Here is a 16306-nt window from a genome sequence, read left to right as displayed (position 1 = left end):
CCCGGTGCCTGCTCCCTGCTAACATCCCGCCTTTGTTTCATCTTTCGTTCGAGACTCTCCATGACCACCGTTCGCACGCGTATCGCGCCATCGCCCACCGGCGACCCCCATGTCGGCACCGCCTACATCGCCCTGTTCAACTACTGCTTTGCCAAGCAGCACGGCGGTGAGTTCATCCTGCGTATCGAAGACACCGACCAGCTGCGCTCCACGCGCGAGTCGGAACAGCAGATCTTCGACGCCTTGCGCTGGCTCGGCATCGAATGGAACGAAGGCCCGGATGTCGGTGGCCCGCATGGCCCATACCGGCAGAGCGAGCGTGGCGAGATCTACGCCAAGTACGCCAAGGAGCTGGTTGATGCCGGCCACGCCTTCTACTGCTTCTGCACCGCCGAAGAGCTGGAGCAGATGCGCGCCGAGCAGATGGCTCGCGGTGAAACCCCGCGCTACGACGGCCGTGCCCTGCTGCTGAGTGCCGAGGAAGTCCAGCGCCGCCTGGCCGCTGGCGAGCCACACGTGATCCGCATGAAGGTGCCGAGCGAAGGCATCTGCGTGGTTCCGGACATGCTCCGTGGCGATGTCGAGATTCCTTGGGACCGCATGGACATGCAGGTGCTGATGAAGAACGACGGCCTGCCGACCTACTTCCTGGCCAACGTGGTCGATGACCATCTGATGGGCATCACCCACGTGCTGCGTGGCGAAGAGTGGCTGCCTTCGGCGCCGAAGCTGATCAAGCTGTACGAGTACTTCGGTTGGGAGCAGCCGAAGCTGTGCTACATGCCGCTGCTGCGTAACCCGGACAAGTCCAAGCTGTCCAAGCGCAAGAACCCGACTTCGGTGACCTTCTACGAGCGCATGGGCTTCATGCCCGAGGCCATGCTCAACTACCTTGGCCGCATGGGCTGGTCGATGCCGGACGAGCGTGAGAAGTTCTCCCTGGCCGAGATGGTCGAGCACTTCGACCTGTCGCGTATCTCCCTGGGAGGCCCGATCTTCGACATCGAGAAGCTGTCCTGGCTCAACGGCCAGTGGCTGCGCGAACTGCCAGTGGAAGAGTTTGCCGCACGCGTGCAGCAGTGGGCGTTCAACAGCGACTACATGATGAAGATCGCCCCGCATGTGCAGGGCCGGGTCGAGACCTTCAGCCAGATCGCCCCGCTGGGTGGTTTCTTCTTCGAAGGCGCGCTCAAGCTCGATGCCAAGCTGTTCGAAAGCAAGAAACTGTCCGCTGACCAGGTACGCCAGGTGATGCAGCTGATCCTGTGGAAACTGGAAAGCCTGCGTCAGTGGGAGAAAGAGCGCATCACCGGCTGCATCCAGGCCGTGGTCGAAGCGCTGGAGCTGAAGCTGCGTGACGCCATGCCGCTGATGTTCGCCGCCATTACCGGTCAGGCCAGTTCGGTATCGGTGCTCGACGCCATGGAAATCCTTGGCCCTGACCTGACCCGCTATCGTCTGCGCCAGGCCCTGGACCTGCTCGGTGGTGTGTCGAAGAAAGAAAACAAGGAATGGGAAAAGCTGCTGGCCAACATCGCCTGATAGCATTCTTGAAACGATAGCTGAAGCTGGGGGAGCGGGTTTACCCGCGAATACGATGGGGCATGCACCGCCGCATTCGCGGGTAAACCCGCTCCCACAGGGCTCAGTGTTCGGGTTTTGAGTGGGGCAGGGCGGTAAGTGATTGTTATCTGTGAAAAAAATTTTGAATATTTTCAAAATTTAGTTTGACAGCCCTGCAATCCGATCTTAATATGCGCCCCGTCCACAGCGATGAACGAAAACGAAACGCCAGGCACCCAGCCAGCGCTTCTGTTCAGAGCGACATTGTGGGGCTATAGCTCAGCTGGGAGAGCGCCTGCATGGCATGCAGGAGGTCAGCGGTTCGATCCCGCTTAGCTCCACCAAATTCCGCTTGGCAGCCAAGGTTGTCGAGCAAGATCGGGTCCAGCAACCGGGTCTTGAAGGTAAGAAGGTTCGTCCCCTTCGTCTAGTGGCCTAGGACACCGCCCTTTCACGGCGGTAACAGGGGTTCGAGTCCCCTAGGGGACGCCAGTTTTGCACAAGCGATGTTTAACGATGTCGCTGGGCCGAGAGGCTAGAAATCCGGGGCTATAGCTCAGCTGGGAGAGCGCCTGCATGGCATGCAGGAGGTCAGCGGTTCGATCCCGCTTAGCTCCACCAATTTTGCCGCGGTTCGTGAAAACGGATCGGCACGAAGGTTACGTCCCCTTCGTCTAGTGGCCTAGGACACCGCCCTTTCACGGCGGTAACAGGGGTTCGAGTCCCCTAGGGGACGCCACTTTTACCCGCGTTTTGCGGGACTTAAAAGGCTCATTCGTATATTGAATGAGTCTTTTGTTTCGGGGCTATAGCTCAGCTGGGAGAGCGCCTGCATGGCATGCAGGAGGTCAGCGGTTCGATCCCGCTTAGCTCCACCATTTCTGCCAGGGTTCGAATATTCGAATCTTCGCGAAGGTTACGTCCCCTTCGTCTAGTGGCCTAGGACACCGCCCTTTCACGGCGGTAACAGGGGTTCGAGTCCCCTAGGGGACGCCATTTTTACCCGCGTTTTGCGGGACTTTAAAGGCTCATTCGCTTATTGAATGGGCCTTTTGTTTTTCTCCCTTCCCAATAATTCTGATGCCGACGAGCGGTGGCAGATTCTGCTTGCCAAAAAATATGATGAGAATAATATTTCGATCATCATATTTTGATCGGCGAGCCGGCGAATGAGCGACAAGAAGAGCAAGACCCGCGAACGCATCCTTGAAGCGGCCCGCAGCGCGTTGATCCAGCATGGCCCGGCCGAGCCGAGTGTCAGCCAGGTGATGGGCGCGGCAGGCCTGACCGTTGGCGGTTTCTATGCGCACTTCGAGAGCAAGGACGAGCTCATGCTCGAGGCCTTCCGCCAGTTGCTGAACGAACGTCGTGCCTTGCTCGCCCAGGTCGACCCAAACCTGGATGGGGAAGGGCGCCGCGCTTTGGTCAGCGCTTTCTACCTGTCGCGCAAACACCGTGACGCCGAAGTGCATGCGTGCCCGCTGCCCAATTCGCTCGGCGAAATGCAGCGCCTGCCCGAAGCCTTCCGTGAGGTCCTGACCGAGCATATCGAGCTGATGACTGCGGCCATGGTCGACCGCCCGGAAGACGCCGATAAAGCGTTGGCTGATCTGGCTTTGATGATCGGTGGTCTGGCTCTCGCGCGTGCCTTGGGCTCCGGCGAGTTGTCCGACCGCATTCTGCGTGCCGCCAAGTCGGCAGTTCTCTGATACCCCTGATCCTGGAGCAAGGCGATGACTACCCTGAGCTGGATTCGTGGCGTTAATGGCACCCTCGGCCGACTGGTCCCCGAGCATATTGCCGGCAAGATGCGCCGTGCCTTCATGACCCCGCGCAATCTGCCGCCCCGGCAGTGGGAGCTGCCACTGCTGGCCAGCGCCGAGCGCATCACCTTGCGCTTCGGCCTTTCGGCCTTGCGCTGGGGCAAGGGGCCGACGGTGTTGTTGATGCATGGCTGGGAAGGGCGCCCGACCCAGTTTGCGGCATTGATCGAAACCTTGGTGAAGGCCGGGCACACCGTGGTGTCGCTGGAAGGCCCGGCCCATGGCCGCTCGCCTGGGCAGCAGGCGCATGTGGTGCTGTTTGCCCGGGCGCTGCTGGAAGCAGCCGCAGAGCTGCCGCCGCTGCGTGCCGTGATCGGTCATTCCATGGGCGGTGCCAGCGTGCTGTTGGCGCTGCAGATGGGGCTGCGTGCCGAGGCTGCCGTGAGCATTGCGGCACCGGCGCAGCTGCTCGGCGTGCTGCGTGGTTTTGCCCATCGTCTGGGCTTGCCGGCGCGGGCCAGGGCGGCCTTCATTCGCCAGGTCGAACAGGATGTCGGCATGCAGATCGCTCGCCTTGATGTCAGTGGCTATCAGCTGGAACTGCCGGGCCTGGTGGTGCATGCCGCCGATGACGCGCTGGTGCCCGCCGCTGAAGCGCAGGCCATCCACAAGGCCTGGTTCGACAGCCGCCTGATGCTGTTGGAAGAGGGTGGGCACCAGCGCGTATTGGCCGACCCGCGTCTGAGCGAGGCGGTGCTCGAATTGTTTGCTCGCGCAGCTGCACCGGCGCGGCAGAGCGCTTGACTGTGGGAGCAACGGTCTTGCTCAATTTTTAGCATCTGGCGCGATCCCTGTGGGAGCGGCGGTTCGGCGCCCCGACTTGCCCGCGAAGAGGCCCGCTAATCCACCACAAAGGCTGGACATTTGCCCGCTTGGCCATGCTAAATCCAGTTTTCCTTCAAGGAAGCAGGCATGAGCTGGGACCTGGCAACGCCATTCATCATCGACCTGCGCGTCGGCAGCGAGGACATCGACGGCCTCGGCCACGCCAACAACGCGGTGTACGTCACCTGGCTGGAGCGCTGCGCCTGGCGCCACTCCCAGCGCCTGGGCCTGGATCTGGCCGAATACCGGCGCCTGGACCGGGCCATGGCAGTGGTGCGCCACGAAATCGACTACCTCGCCGCCGGCTACGAGGGCGATGAGCTGCAACTGGCCACCTGGATCATCGACTGGGACCAGCGCCTGCGCATGACCCGGCGCTTTCAGCTCAAGCGCCCGCGCGACGGCGTGACCTTGCTGCGTGCGCAGACCACCTTCGCCTGCATCGAGTTGTCCAGCGGCAAGCCCAAGCGTATGCCGGCCGAATTCCTCGACGGCTACGGGCCGGCGCTGATCGGCAGCTGAGACGGCGGCTTTTTTTGCTAGACTGCGGCCTTTTTCCGCCGAGACCCAGACATGCAAATTGCCCTGGCCCCCATGGAGGGGCTGGTCGACAACATCCTGCGCGACGTCCTGACCCGAGTGGGCGGCATCGATTGGTGCGTCACCGAGTTCATCCGTGTGTGCGACCGCCTGCTGCCGGCTTCCTCGTTCGACAAGCTCGCCCCTGAGCTGCGTCAGGGGGCGCGCACGGCGGCTGGCGTGCCGATGCGCGTGCAGCTGCTGGGTTCGGACCCGGTATGCCTGGCGGAGAACGCCGCGCTGGCCTGCGAACTGGGCGCGCCGGTCATCGACCTGAACTTTGGCTGCCCGGCCAAGACCGTGAACAAGTCGCGTGGCGGTGCGGTACTGCTCAAGGAGCCGGAGCTGCTGCATGCCATCGTGCGTGAAGTGCGGCGCGCGGTACCGGCGCATATCCCGGTCACCTCCAAGATGCGCCTGGGCTTCGACAGCCCGGACGGCGCGCTGGATTGTGCCACGGCCTTGGCCGAGGGCGGTTCGGCGCACCTGGTGGTGCATGCGCGGACCAAGGTTGAAGGCTACAAGCCGCCCGCCCATTGGGAGTGGGTGGCGCGGGTGCAGGATGTGGTCCAGGTGCCCGTGTTCGCCAACGGTGAAATCTGGACCGTCGACGACTGGCGGCGCTGCCGCGAGGTCAGCGGTGCCGAGGACATCATGCTTGGGCGCGGGTTGGTATCGCGTCCGGACCTGGCCTTGCAGATTGCAGCGGCGCGGGATGGGCGCGAGTACCAGCCGATGAGCTGGGATCAGTTGCTGCCGTTGCTGCGCGAGTTCTGGCGCCAGGCCCAGGCCAAGCTGTCGCCGCGCTATGCGCCGGGGCGACTGAAGCAGTGGCTGGCGATGATGACCCGCAGTTATCCCGAGGCAGTGGTGCTGTTTGCCGAGTTGCGCCGAGAGGATGACTGCGCCCGCATCAGCCGGTTGCTTGGGGTTGAAGCTACTTCCTTCGAGGCATGTGTTGCCTGACCCGGCTCCTTCGCGGCTAAAGCCGCTGCTACAGGTTCTGCGCTGCCCCTGTAGGAGCGGCTTTAGCCGCGAAGAGGCCATAAATCTCGAAGCTGATTTCGGATTTTTTCACCCTTCCCCTTGAAAGCTTTCCCGCTGGCCATATCTCTTTAGTACGCGATGCCGAAGTCGGGTCGCGCAATGACCTACTTGCTGAATTTCAGGAGTTTATGACCATGACTAGCGCTTTCTCTCTCGCTCCACTGTTCCGCCATTCCGTTGGCTTCGACCGTTTCAACGACCTGTTCGAGTCCGCGGCACGTAATGAGGCGGGTAGCAGCTACCCTCCCTACAACGTGGAAAAACATGGCGATGACCACTATCGCATCGTGGTTGCCGCAGCCGGTTTCCAGGAGCAGGACCTCGACCTGCAAGTCGAAAAGGGCGTCCTGACCGTGATCGGTGGCAAGCGCGAAAGCGCCACCGCTGAAGTGACCTACCTGCACCAGGGTATCGCCCAGCGCGCTTTCAAGCTGTCGTTCCGCCTGGCAGACCACATCGAGGTCAAATCGGCGGGCCTGGCCAACGGCCTGCTCAGCATCGACCTGCTGCGCATCGTGCCGGAAGAAGCCAAGGCCAAGCGTATCCCGATCAATGGCGACCAGCCTGCATTGAACTGATCCCTTCGGGCCAAGCCCGGTAGGATGAAAGAAAGGGCACCTTCGGGTGCCCTTTCTGCGTTTCAGTAATCCGCCGGTGCTTCCATCAGCATCTGCCTGAACTCCTGCAGCGGCAGTGGCCGGCTGTGCAGGTACCCTTGGTAAAGGTGGCAGCCCAGGCGCTCGAGAAACGCCAGTTGCTCGGTCAGTTCCACCCCTTCGGCAATCACTGCAAGGTCAAGGCTGCGGGCCATGGCCACGATGGCGCGGACAATTTCTGCATCGTTGGGGTCTTCCGGGGCATCGCGGACGAAGGTCTGGTCGATTTTCAGCACATCCACCGGCAGGCGCTTGAGGTAAGTCAGCGAGGAGTAGCCGGTGCCGAAGTCGTCCATGGCGAAACTCACGCCGTAGCGCTTGAGTTCACGCATCTTGCTGATGGTGTCTTCAAGGTTCTGGATGACGATGCCCTCGGTGATCTCCAGCTTCAGCATGTGCCGCGGCAGGCGGTAGTCGTCCAGGCTGCGCAGCACCCGCTCGACGAAGTCGTTCTGACGGAACTGCCGCGGGCTGATGTTCACGCACAGGCTGAAATCATCGGCATCGATCAGGCGGTCTTCCAGCATGCGCGCGCAGGCATCGCAGGCTTCGTCGAGGATCCAGCTGCCAACTTCGAGTATCAGGCCGCTTTCTTCCAGTACCTGGATGAACTGCGCAGGCGGTTGCTGGCCCAGTTGCGGATGGTGCCAGCGCAGCAGCACTTCGGCACCGATGATGCGATTGTCGCGGGCATCGACCTGGGGCTGGAAATGCAAGGCCAGCTCGCCACGGGCCAGGGCCAGGCGCAGGTCGCTTTCCATGCGCAGGCGCTCGCTGGCGGCCTTTTGCATGGTGGTGTGGAACAGCTGGGTGGTGTTGCGCCCGGAATCCTTGGCCCGGTACAGGGCTATATCGGCGCGCTTGAGCAGGTCGGCCGGCGTCGCGCCGTGGTCGGGGATCAGTGCCACGCCGATGCTCGGCGTCACCTGCAGGCGCTGGCCGTCCAGCGACATCGGTTCGGCCAGCAGTTCGCGCAGGGTGTCAGCCAGCTCGCGGACCTTGCTTTCTACCGCTTCGCGGCTGCCTTCCAGGCCGCTGAGCAGCACCACGAATTCATCGCCACCGAGGCGCGCCACGGTGTCTTCCAGGCGCACGCTGGCCTCCAGCCGTGCGGTGATGATTTTCAGCACGGTGTCGCCCACCGGGTGGCCGAGCGAGTCGTTGATGTGCTTGAAGTGGTCGAGGTCGAGGAACAGCAGCGCGCCACGCAGGTTGTGCCGGCGCAACAGGGCGATCTGCTGGCTCAGGCGGTCCATCAGCAAGGCGCGGTTGGGCAGGTTGGTCAGCGGGTCGTGGTAGGCCAGGTGGCGGATCTGCGCCTGGGCGTTCTTCAACTGGCTGACATCGCGGGCGGTCAGCAGCAGGCAGTCAACTTCGTTGAGGCTGATCGGCTCCACCGACACCTCCACGGTGAGGATGTCGCCGCGCTTGTTGCGCCCGAGCATCTCTCGGTGGTGCACCCGGCCGCGTTCCTTGAGCTCGCCGAGCAAGGCGCTGCGCTGCTTGTCGTCGGCCCAGATGCCGATTTCGTAGACGCTGCGGCCGATCACTTCGGCGGTGCTGTAGCCGGTCAGCCGGCAGAAGCCGTCGTTGACCTCCAGGTAGCGGCCGCTGCGGCGTTCGGTGATGGTGATGGCGTCGGGGCTGGAGTGGAAGGCCTTGGCGAACTTCTCTTCGCTGGATTTGAGCGCCGCCTCGGCACGCTGTTGCTGGGTGATGTCGCGCAAGGTGGTGACGCTGCACGGCTGGTCGTCGACGCTGATCAGGCGGCTGGCGATCACGCAGGTCAGCGGCGCGCCATTACGGTGGTTGACCACCACCGCGACATTGCTCAGCGCCTGTTCGCGGATCACCCGTTCGATGCGCTGGGCGCGTTCGATCGACTCGGCCCACAGGCCGATCTCTTCGGCGGTGCGGCCGATTACCTGCTCGGCAGTCCAGCCGAAGGTCTGGGTGAAGGCCGGGTTGATCTCGATGAACTGGCCGGTGTCCTGGCGGGTCACGCAGATCGGATCGGGGCTGACCTGGAACAGGCTGGCGAACTTCTCTTCCGAGGCACTCAGGCGCTGTTCGCGTTCCACCTGCTCGGTGATATCGAGCAAGGTGCCGGCCATGCGCAACGGGTTGCCCTGGTCGTCGCGATAGAGGCGTGCACGGCTTTCGATGTAGCGCGAGGCGCCGTTTTCCAGCTGCACGCGGTAGGTGATCTGGTAATTGCCGGCCGGGCCTTCTCGCAGGCTGCGGTAGGCCTGGCGCATGCTGGCACGTTCATGCTCTGGCACACCTTCGAAGAACGAATCGAACGATTCATGGAAGGGGACCGGGTCCAGCCCGTGCAGTTGCGCGGCGCGGGCCGAACCGTAGAGCATGCCGCTGGGGATGTGCCAGTCCCAAGTGCCCAGCTGCGCCGAGTCCAGCGCCAGGTCGAGGCGCTCCTGGCTGTCCTTGAGGGCCTGCTCGGCGCGTTTGCGTTCAGTGGTGTCGACGAAGGTACTGATCAGGTAGGTGACGCCCTCCATGTCGATGCTCTGGGTGCACAGGATGCCGTCGTGGAGCTTGCCGGTGCTGGCGCGGAACTGCACCTCCATGATCGCCGGGCCGTGGTTGCTGCGGGTGGCCTCGATGACCTGATGGCGTTGTTCGGGGTTGACCCACAGGCCCAGTTCGAGGCTGGTCTTGCCGATTACCTGGCCGCCGGGCCAGCCGAACATGTCTTCGAAGTGCTGGTTGACCTCGATGATCATGCCGTCCTGGCGGCGGCTCAGCAAAATGGCGTTGGGGCTCAGGTGGAACAGCGTGGCGAAGCGTTTTTCCGAGTTGATCAGCGCGGTTTCCCGTTCACGCTGGCGGGTAATTTCGCGGATCACCCCGATCATCTGCCGGCGGCCATGGCGGTCGTGGGTCAGGCTGCCGTTGATTTCCAGCCAGTGCAGGCTGCCGTCCGGCCAGCGGATGCGATGGCGCATGGCCTGTTCCACTGGCTCGCCATTGACCACAGCGTGGAACAGCTGGCGGGTTCGGGCGCGGTCTTCCTCTGGCAGCAGGTCCAGGTAATCGATGTCGTTGGGCAGCGGGCGTTGCGGGTCGAAGCCGAACAGCGCCTGGGTGCCCCGTGACCAGCTGATGCGGCCGGTATCGATATCCCATAGCCAGGCGCCCAGGCGTGCGCCATTGAGCGCGGCCAGCAACTGCGGGGCGTTCTGCCACGCCTGCTCCGATTCCTGTGGGTCGGCCGCAGGGATGCGCGGCAGGCGCGGAAAGCGATTTGCTGATTTGGGCATTGGTACCAGACCTTTGGCGTGTGACGCGTCCTTGAGTTGGAAATGCCGAGCTGACGACCGGTCAGGCGGACCCTGCGTGGCTGTCGAGCAGGGCCATGAAGGCCCTTGCAGCGTTCGATAGCGTTCGCTCCGTGTGCAGAATGTAGCCTAGCTGGCGCGACAGCTGTATGCCGGGTAAAGCGATGGGTGCAACCTGATCATCCAGCATAGTCCGGGGTAGCACGCTCCAGGCCAGGCCGATCGATACCATCATCTTGATGGTTTCCAGGTAGTTGGTGCTCATGGCGATGTTCGGCGTCAGGCCCTGGCTTTCGAACAGGCGCTGCACAATGTGGTGGGTGAAGGTGTTGCCGCCGGGGAATACCGCCGGGTGGCGGGCGACGTCGGCCAGGCTGACCGCGTGGTTGCTGGCCAGCGGATGCTCGGGCGCCGCCACGAAATCCAGGGCGTCGTCCCACACTGGCACGGCCCTGACCAGGTGGTGCGGCTCGGGGGCTAGGGTAATGACGGCAATTTCAGCGCGGCCATGGAGAATCTCATCGTAGGCCTGTTCCGAATCCATGAACTGAATATCCAGCGCCACGGCGGGGTGCTGGCGGGTGAATGCACGCAACAGCGGCGGCAGACGGTGCAGGCCGATATGGTGGCTGGTAGCCAGGGTCAGGCGACCGCTCACCTCGCCGTTGAGGTTGGTCAGCGCCCGTCGGGTATCATCGAGGACGTTGAGGATCTGGTAGGCGCGCGGCAGCAGGGCGCGGCCGGCTTCGGTCAGGGTGACCTCACGACCCAGGCGGTCGAACAGGCGCACATCCAGTTGCTGCTCCAGCCCGGCGATGCGTTTGCTGATGGCCGGCTGGGTCAGGAACAGGCGTTCGCCGGCACCTGAAAAGCTACCGGTTTCGGCAATGGCGATGAAGGCACTCAGGTTGGCCAGGTCCACGGTGTCGAATTCCTGTTGGTTATCCAAAGCATAAAAATTATGAATTTGAGTTATTCAATCTAACCCCATAGCATCGTCCGTACAAGCCAAGGGGTCTTTGGCATAGAAAGACGCTGATGAGGAACAGTCTGATGGCTGGCAAAACGCTCTACGACAAACTCTGGGAAGCCCATGAGGTCAAGCGCCGTGATGACGGCTCGTCCTTGATCTACATCGACCGCCATATCATTCACGAAGTGACGTCGCCCCAGGCCTTCGAAGGCCTGCGCCTGGCCAACCGCAAGCCGTGGCGCATCGATGCCAACATCGCCACCCCGGATCACAACGTGCCGACCACGCCAGAGCGCAAGGGCGGCATCGAAGCCATCGTCGACCAGGTGTCGCGCCTGCAGGTGCAGACCCTCGATGAGAACTGTGACGAATATGGCATCGTCGAATTCAAGATGAACGACGAGCGCCAGGGCATCGTCCACGTCATCAGCCCCGAGCAGGGCGCCACCTTGCCGGGCATGACCGTGGTCTGCGGCGACTCGCACACCTCCACCCACGGCGCTTTCGGTGCCCTGGCCCATGGCATCGGCACGTCCGAGGTGGAGCACGTGCTCGCCACCCAGTGCCTGGTCGCCAAGAAGATGAAGAACATGCTGGTGCGTGTCGAAGGCCAGTTGCCGGCCGGCGTCACCGCCAAGGACATCGTGCTGGCCGTGATCGGCAAGATCGGCACCGCCGGTGGTAACGGCCACGCCATGGAGTTCGCCGGCAGCGCCATCCGCGAATTGTCGATGGAAGGCCGCATGACCATCTGCAACATGTCGATCGAAGCCGGTGCCCGTGTCGGCCTGGTGGCGACCGACGCCACCACCGTGGCCTACGTTGAAGGCCGCCCCTATGCGCCGAAGGGCGAGGACTGGAAGCGTGCCGTCGAAGCGTGGAAGGACCTGGTTTCCGACGATGATGCCGTGTTCGACACCGTGGTCGAGCTCGACGCTGCGCAGATCAAGCCGCAAGTCAGCTGGGGGACTTCGCCGGAGATGGTGCTGGCCGTTGACCAGCGCGTGCCGGACCCGGCCGCCGAGCCAGACCTGATCAAGCGTGGTTCGATCGAGCGCGCCCTCAAGTACATGGGCCTCGCCGCCAACCAGGCAATCACCGACATCAAGCTCGACCGCGTGTTCATCGGTTCTTGCACCAACTCGCGTATCGAAGACCTGCGCGCTGCCGCCGCAATCGCCAAGGGCCGCAAGGTCGCCGCGACGGTCAAGCAGGCGCTGGTGGTGCCTGGCTCGGGCCTGGTCAAGGCCCAGGCCGAGCGTGAAGGCCTGGACAAGATCTTCCTCGAGGCGGGTTTCGAATGGCGTGAACCTGGCTGCTCGATGTGCCTGGCGATGAACCCGGACCGCCTGGAAAGCGGCGAGCACTGCGCGTCCACCTCCAACCGCAACTTCGAGGGCCGTCAGGGTGCCGGTGGTCGTACCCACCTGGTCAGCCCGGCCATGGCTGCCGCTGCCGCGGTGACCGGCCACTTCATCGATGTCCGCGAGTTGATCCAAGGGAGCGCAGCATGAAAGCCTTTACCCAGCACACCGGTCTCGTCGCGCCGTTGGATCGTGCCAACGTCGACACCGATCAGATCATCCCCAAACAGTTCCTCAAGTCGATCAAGCGCACCGGTTTCGGCCCCAACCTGTTCGACGAGTGGCGTTACCTGGATGTCGGCCAGCCGTACCAGGACAACAGCAAGCGCCCGCTGAACCAGGAGTTCGTGCTCAACCATGCGCGTTACCAAGGTGCCAGCGTGCTGCTGGCGCGGGAGAACTTCGGCTGCGGTTCGAGCCGTGAGCACGCCCCTTGGGCGCTGGATGAATACGGCTTCCGCAGCGTGATCGCGCCAAGCTTCGCCGATATCTTCTTCAACAACAGCTTCAAGAACGGTTTGCTGCCGATCATCCTCAGCGACGAGGAAGTCGACGAGCTGTTCAAGCAGGTCGAAGCCAACCCAGGCTACCAGCTGACCATCGACCTGCAGGCGCAGGCGGTGACCCGCCCGGATGGCAAGGTGCTGCACTTCGAGATCGACGCGTTCCGCAAGCACTGCCTGCTCAATGGCCTGGACGACATCGGCCTGACCTTGCAGGACAGTGATGCGATCAAGGCATTCGAAGGCAAGCACCGCGCCAGCCAGCCTTGGCTGTTCCGTGACGCCTGAAGTTCGGTGTTAGCAGTACTGGCCTTTTCGCGGGTAAACCCGCTCCCACAGATCTACCACAGGACCTGAGGGCTGCGTTGTACCTGTGGGAGCGGGTTCACCCGCGAAAGGGCCGGCACAAGCAACAAATAACCAAAAGGATTTAGTCATGACCAGCACCACCCACACCGATGTGGTCCAACGTCAGTTCGGCGAACAGGCCAACGCTTACCTCAGCAGCACCGTGCACGCCCAAGGCAGCGAATTCGCCCTGCTGCAGGCCGAGCTGGCGGGGCAGGGCGGTGCGCGCGTGCTGGACCTGGGCTGCGGTGCCGGCCATGTCAGTTTTCACGTTGCGCCGCTGGTTGCCGAGGTGGTCGCCTACGACCTCTCGCAATCGATGCTCGACGTGGTCGCCAGCGCCGCCAGCGAGCGCGGCCTGGGCAATATCACCACCGAATGCGGTGCCGCCGAACGTTTGCCGTTCGCCGACGCTTCGTTCGATTTCGTCTTCAGCCGCTACTCGGCGCACCACTGGAGCGACCTCGGCGTGGCCCTGCGTGAGGTGCGCCGGGTGCTCAAGCCAGGTGGCGTGGCAGCGTTCATCGACGTGATGTCGCCGGGCAGCCCGTTGCTCGATACCTACCTGCAAACCGTCGAAGTGCTGCGCGACACCAGTCACGTGCGCGACTACTCCGCCGCCGAATGGCAGCGCCAGGTCAGCGAAGCCGGCCTGCACGTGCGCAGCCACACGCGCCAGCCGTTGCGCCTGGAGTTTGCCAGCTGGGTCGAGCGCATGCGCACTCCGGAGCCGATGCGCGTTGCCATCCGCCAATTGCAGCAAGCCATGGGCGAAGAAGTACGGCAGTATTACCAGATCGAGGCCGATGGCTCGTTCAGCACCGACGTGCTGGTGTTGTGGGCCGAGCGTTAAGAACTTTTCGGTGGGGCCCGCTTGGCCGCACCGCGTGAATGGATAGAGGAAAGCATGAGCAAGCAGATTCTGATTCTCCCAGGTGATGGCATTGGCCCGGAAATCATGGCCGAGGCGGTCAAGGTGCTGGAGCTGGCCAACGACAAGTTCCAGCTCGGCTTCAGCCTTGAGCACGACGTGATCGGTGGCGCCGCCATCGACAAGCACGGCGTGCCGCTGGCCGACGAAACCCTGGAGCGTGCCCGCAAGGCCGATGCTGTGCTGCTGGGCGCCGTGGGCGGCCCGAAGTGGGACAAGATCGAGCGTGACATCCGCCCGGAGCGCGGCCTGCTGAAGATCCGTTCGCAACTGGGCCTGTTCGCCAACCTGCGCCCGGCCATCCTCTACCCGCAACTGGCCGATGCTTCCTCGCTCAAGCCGGAAATCGTTTCGGGCCTGGATATCCTCATCGTCCGTGAGCTGACCGGCGGCATCTACTTCGGTGCCCCGCGTGGCCAGCGCGAGCTGGAAGGTGGCGAGCGCCAGGCCTACGACACCCTGCCGTACAGCGAAAGCGAAGTGCGCCGTATCGCCCGTGTCGGCTTCGACATGGCCCGCGTGCGTGGCAAGAAGCTGTGCTCGGTGGACAAGGCCAACGTCCTGGCCTCCAGCCAGCTGTGGCGTGAAGTGGTCGAAGAGGTGGCCAAGGACTACCCGGACGTCGAACTGAGCCACATGTACGTCGACAACGCCGCCATGCAGCTGGTTCGCGCGCCGAAACAGTTCGACGTGGTAGTGACCGATAACATGTTCGGTGACATCCTGTCGGATGAAGCTTCCATGCTGACCGGTTCCATCGGCATGCTGCCTTCGGCATCCCTGGACGCCAACAACAAGGGCATGTACGAGCCTTGCCACGGTTCGGCGCCGGACATCGCCGGGCAGGGCATCGCCAACCCCCTGGCGACTATCCTGTCGGTGTCGATGATGCTGCGTTACAGCTTCAACCAGCAGGCGGCGGCCGAGGCGATCGAGAAGGCGGTCAGCGTCGTTCTGGACCAGGGCCTGCGTACCGGTGACATCTGGTCGGCCGGTTGCGACAAAGTAGGCACGCAGGAAATGGGCGACGCAGTAGTCGCAGCGCTGCGGAATCTGTAATCTCTCTGGCCCGCCACCAAAAATTCAAGGTGGCGGCCCACTTTTAGCAAAGGTGTAGTTGCGATGAAACGTGTAGGTCTGATCGGTTGGCGCGGTATGGTCGGTTCCGTGCTCATGCAGCGGATGCTGGAGGAGCAGGATTTCGACCTTATCGAGCCGGTGTTCTTCACCACCTCCAACGTAGGTGGCCAGGGCCCCAACGTGGGCAAGGATATTGCTCCGCTCAAGGACGCTTATTCGATTGAAGAACTCAAGACCCTCGACGTGATCCTGACCTGCCAGGGCGGCGACTACACCAACGAGGTGTTCCCCAAGCTGCGTGAAGCCGGCTGGCAGGGTTACTGGATCGACGCCGCTTCGTCGCTGCGCATGCAGGACGACGCGGTCATCGTGCTCGACCCGGTCAACCGCAAGGTCATCGACCAGCAGCTCGACGCCGGTACCAAGAACTACATCGGCGGCAACTGCACTGTCAGCCTGATGCTGATGGGCCTGGGCGGCCTGTTCGAAGCCGGCCTGGTCGAGTGGATGAGCGCCATGACCTACCAGGCGGCTTCCGGTGCTGGCGCGCAGAACATGCGTGAGCTGATCAAGCAGATGGGCGCTACCCACGCGGCCGTTGCCGATGACCTGGCCAACCCGGCCAGCGCCATCCTCGACATCGATCGCAAGGTCGCTGAAACCATGCGTGGCGAAGGCTTCCCGACCGAGAACTTCGGTGTGCCACTGGCTGGCAGCCTGATCCCGTGGATCGACAAGGAGCTGCCGAACGGGCAGAGCCGCGAAGAGTGGAAGGCCCAGGCCGAGACCAACAAGATCCTTGGCCGTTTCAAGAGCCCGATCCCGGTCGACGGTATCTGCGTGCGCATCGGTGCCATGCGCTGCCACAGCCAGGCGCTGACCATCAAGCTGAACAAGGATGTGCCACTGGCCGACATCGAAGGCATGATCAGCCAGCACAACCCATGGGTGAAACTGGTGCCGAACCAGCGCGAGATCAGCATGCAAGAGCTGACCCCGACCAAGGTCACCGGTACCCTGAACATCCCGGTTGGCCGTCTGCGCAAGCTGAACATGGGTTCCCAGTACCTGGGCGCGTTCACCGTGGGTGACCAACTGCTGTGGGGCGCCGCCGAGCCGCTGCGCCGCATGCTGCGGATCCTGCTGGAGCGTTGATCGTTCCGGTTGTACCGAAAACCCGTGCTGGTGACAGCGCGGGTTTTTTTATGCCTGTCGGAGGATTTTCAGCGCCTGTGAGATCGAGCGCCGCCCGCGCGGCGCATCGCGGATAAATCCGCTCCTTGTATGTTGTGTCTGGCCTAACGAGAGAGGTTAT

13 protein-coding genes and 6 tRNA genes are annotated in these 16306 nt (G+C 63.0%); 17 read left to right on the top strand and 2 right to left on the bottom strand.

Annotation, left to right across the window (positions count from 1 at the left end; all coding sequences use genetic code 11):
- The first annotated feature begins 60 nt into the window (after positions 1-60).
- From gltX to ACIPZ5_RS27335, 12 genes are all read left to right on the top strand, one after another.
- Complete coding sequence (gene gltX / locus ACIPZ5_RS27390) at positions 61-1542, top strand: glutamate--tRNA ligase (RefSeq protein ID WP_294334429.1); 1482 nt, start codon at positions 61-63, stop codon at positions 1540-1542.
- A gap of 289 nt (positions 1543-1831) precedes the next feature.
- A tRNA-Ala gene (locus ACIPZ5_RS27385) sits at positions 1832-1907 on the top strand.
- Positions 1908-1979: 72 nt separating this feature from the next.
- Positions 1980-2055 (top strand) — tRNA-Glu (locus ACIPZ5_RS27380).
- A 53-nt stretch (positions 2056-2108) separates the two neighbouring features.
- Positions 2109-2184 (top strand) — tRNA-Ala (locus ACIPZ5_RS27375).
- Between the two features lie 42 nt (positions 2185-2226).
- A tRNA-Glu gene (locus ACIPZ5_RS27370) sits at positions 2227-2302 on the top strand.
- Between the two features lie 63 nt (positions 2303-2365).
- A tRNA-Ala gene (locus tag ACIPZ5_RS27365) sits at positions 2366-2441 on the top strand.
- 42 nt (positions 2442-2483) lie between these two features.
- A tRNA-Glu gene (locus tag ACIPZ5_RS27360) sits at positions 2484-2559 on the top strand.
- A 173-nt stretch (positions 2560-2732) separates the two neighbouring features.
- Entirely contained in the window at positions 2733-3272 is a 540-nt protein-coding gene (locus ACIPZ5_RS27355; protein ID WP_343599778.1) for a TetR/AcrR family transcriptional regulator, read from the top strand.
- Positions 3273-3296: 24 nt separating this feature from the next.
- On the top strand, positions 3297-4130 hold the full coding sequence (locus tag ACIPZ5_RS27350) for an alpha/beta fold hydrolase (protein WP_343599775.1): 834 nt from the start codon (positions 3297-3299) through the stop codon (positions 4128-4130).
- A 168-nt stretch (positions 4131-4298) separates the two neighbouring features.
- Positions 4299-4733, top strand: a complete 435-nt coding sequence (locus ACIPZ5_RS27345) for an acyl-CoA thioesterase (RefSeq protein WP_400811691.1) — start codon at positions 4299-4301, stop codon at positions 4731-4733.
- Positions 4734-4784: 51 nt separating this feature from the next.
- A complete protein-coding gene (locus ACIPZ5_RS27340; RefSeq protein ID WP_343599772.1) occupies positions 4785-5756 on the top strand; it encodes a tRNA-dihydrouridine synthase in 972 nt (323 codons plus the stop codon).
- A gap of 215 nt (positions 5757-5971) precedes the next feature.
- Positions 5972-6415: an Hsp20 family protein gene (locus ACIPZ5_RS27335; RefSeq protein WP_261941019.1), complete on the top strand. Its 444-nt coding sequence runs from the start codon at positions 5972-5974 to the stop codon at positions 6413-6415.
- Between the two features lie 62 nt (positions 6416-6477).
- On the opposite strand, the gene ACIPZ5_RS27330 is transcribed toward ACIPZ5_RS27335, so the two are convergent.
- A complete protein-coding gene (locus tag ACIPZ5_RS27330; RefSeq protein WP_343599769.1) occupies positions 6478-9774 on the bottom strand; it encodes a PAS domain S-box protein in 3297 nt (1098 codons plus the stop codon).
- Positions 9775-9835: 61 nt separating this feature from the next.
- Entirely contained in the window at positions 9836-10714 is an 879-nt protein-coding gene (locus ACIPZ5_RS27325) for a LysR family transcriptional regulator (protein WP_261941017.1), read from the bottom strand.
- Between the two features lie 131 nt (positions 10715-10845).
- Here ACIPZ5_RS27325 and leuC point away from each other — a divergent pair, with 131 nt between their 5' ends.
- The 5 genes from leuC to asd all read left to right on the top strand — a co-directional run bounded on the left by leuC (position 10846) and on the right by asd (position 16146).
- A complete protein-coding gene (gene leuC, locus ACIPZ5_RS27320; protein WP_085675566.1) occupies positions 10846-12279 on the top strand; it encodes a 3-isopropylmalate dehydratase large subunit in 1434 nt (477 codons plus the stop codon).
- Positions 12276-12920 (top strand): 3-isopropylmalate dehydratase small subunit, encoded by a 645-nt coding sequence (leuD, locus tag ACIPZ5_RS27315; protein WP_027919154.1) that lies wholly within the window; start codon positions 12276-12278, stop codon positions 12918-12920. The genes leuC and leuD overlap by 4 nt, the downstream gene beginning before the upstream one ends.
- 148 nt (positions 12921-13068) lie before the next feature.
- Entirely contained in the window at positions 13069-13833 is a 765-nt protein-coding gene (locus ACIPZ5_RS27310) for a class I SAM-dependent methyltransferase (RefSeq protein ID WP_261941016.1), read from the top strand.
- 54 nt (positions 13834-13887) lie between these two features.
- Positions 13888-14970: a 3-isopropylmalate dehydrogenase gene (leuB, locus tag ACIPZ5_RS27305; protein ID WP_343599764.1), complete on the top strand. Its 1083-nt coding sequence runs from the start codon at positions 13888-13890 to the stop codon at positions 14968-14970.
- 63 nt (positions 14971-15033) lie between these two features.
- Positions 15034-16146 carry an aspartate-semialdehyde dehydrogenase gene (gene asd, locus ACIPZ5_RS27300; RefSeq protein ID WP_085675569.1) on the top strand — a complete coding sequence of 371 codons (1113 nt, stop codon included), beginning with the start codon at positions 15034-15036 and terminating at the stop codon, positions 16144-16146.
- Positions 16147-16306 lie beyond the last annotated feature (160 nt).

This window comes from Pseudomonas sp. NPDC089428, from assembly GCF_044749325.1.
GTDB lineage: Bacteria > Pseudomonadota > Gammaproteobacteria > Pseudomonadales > Pseudomonadaceae > Aquipseudomonas.
Note: the sequence above shows the minus strand (reverse complement) of the source record. Positions and strands in the feature narration are given on the sequence as shown.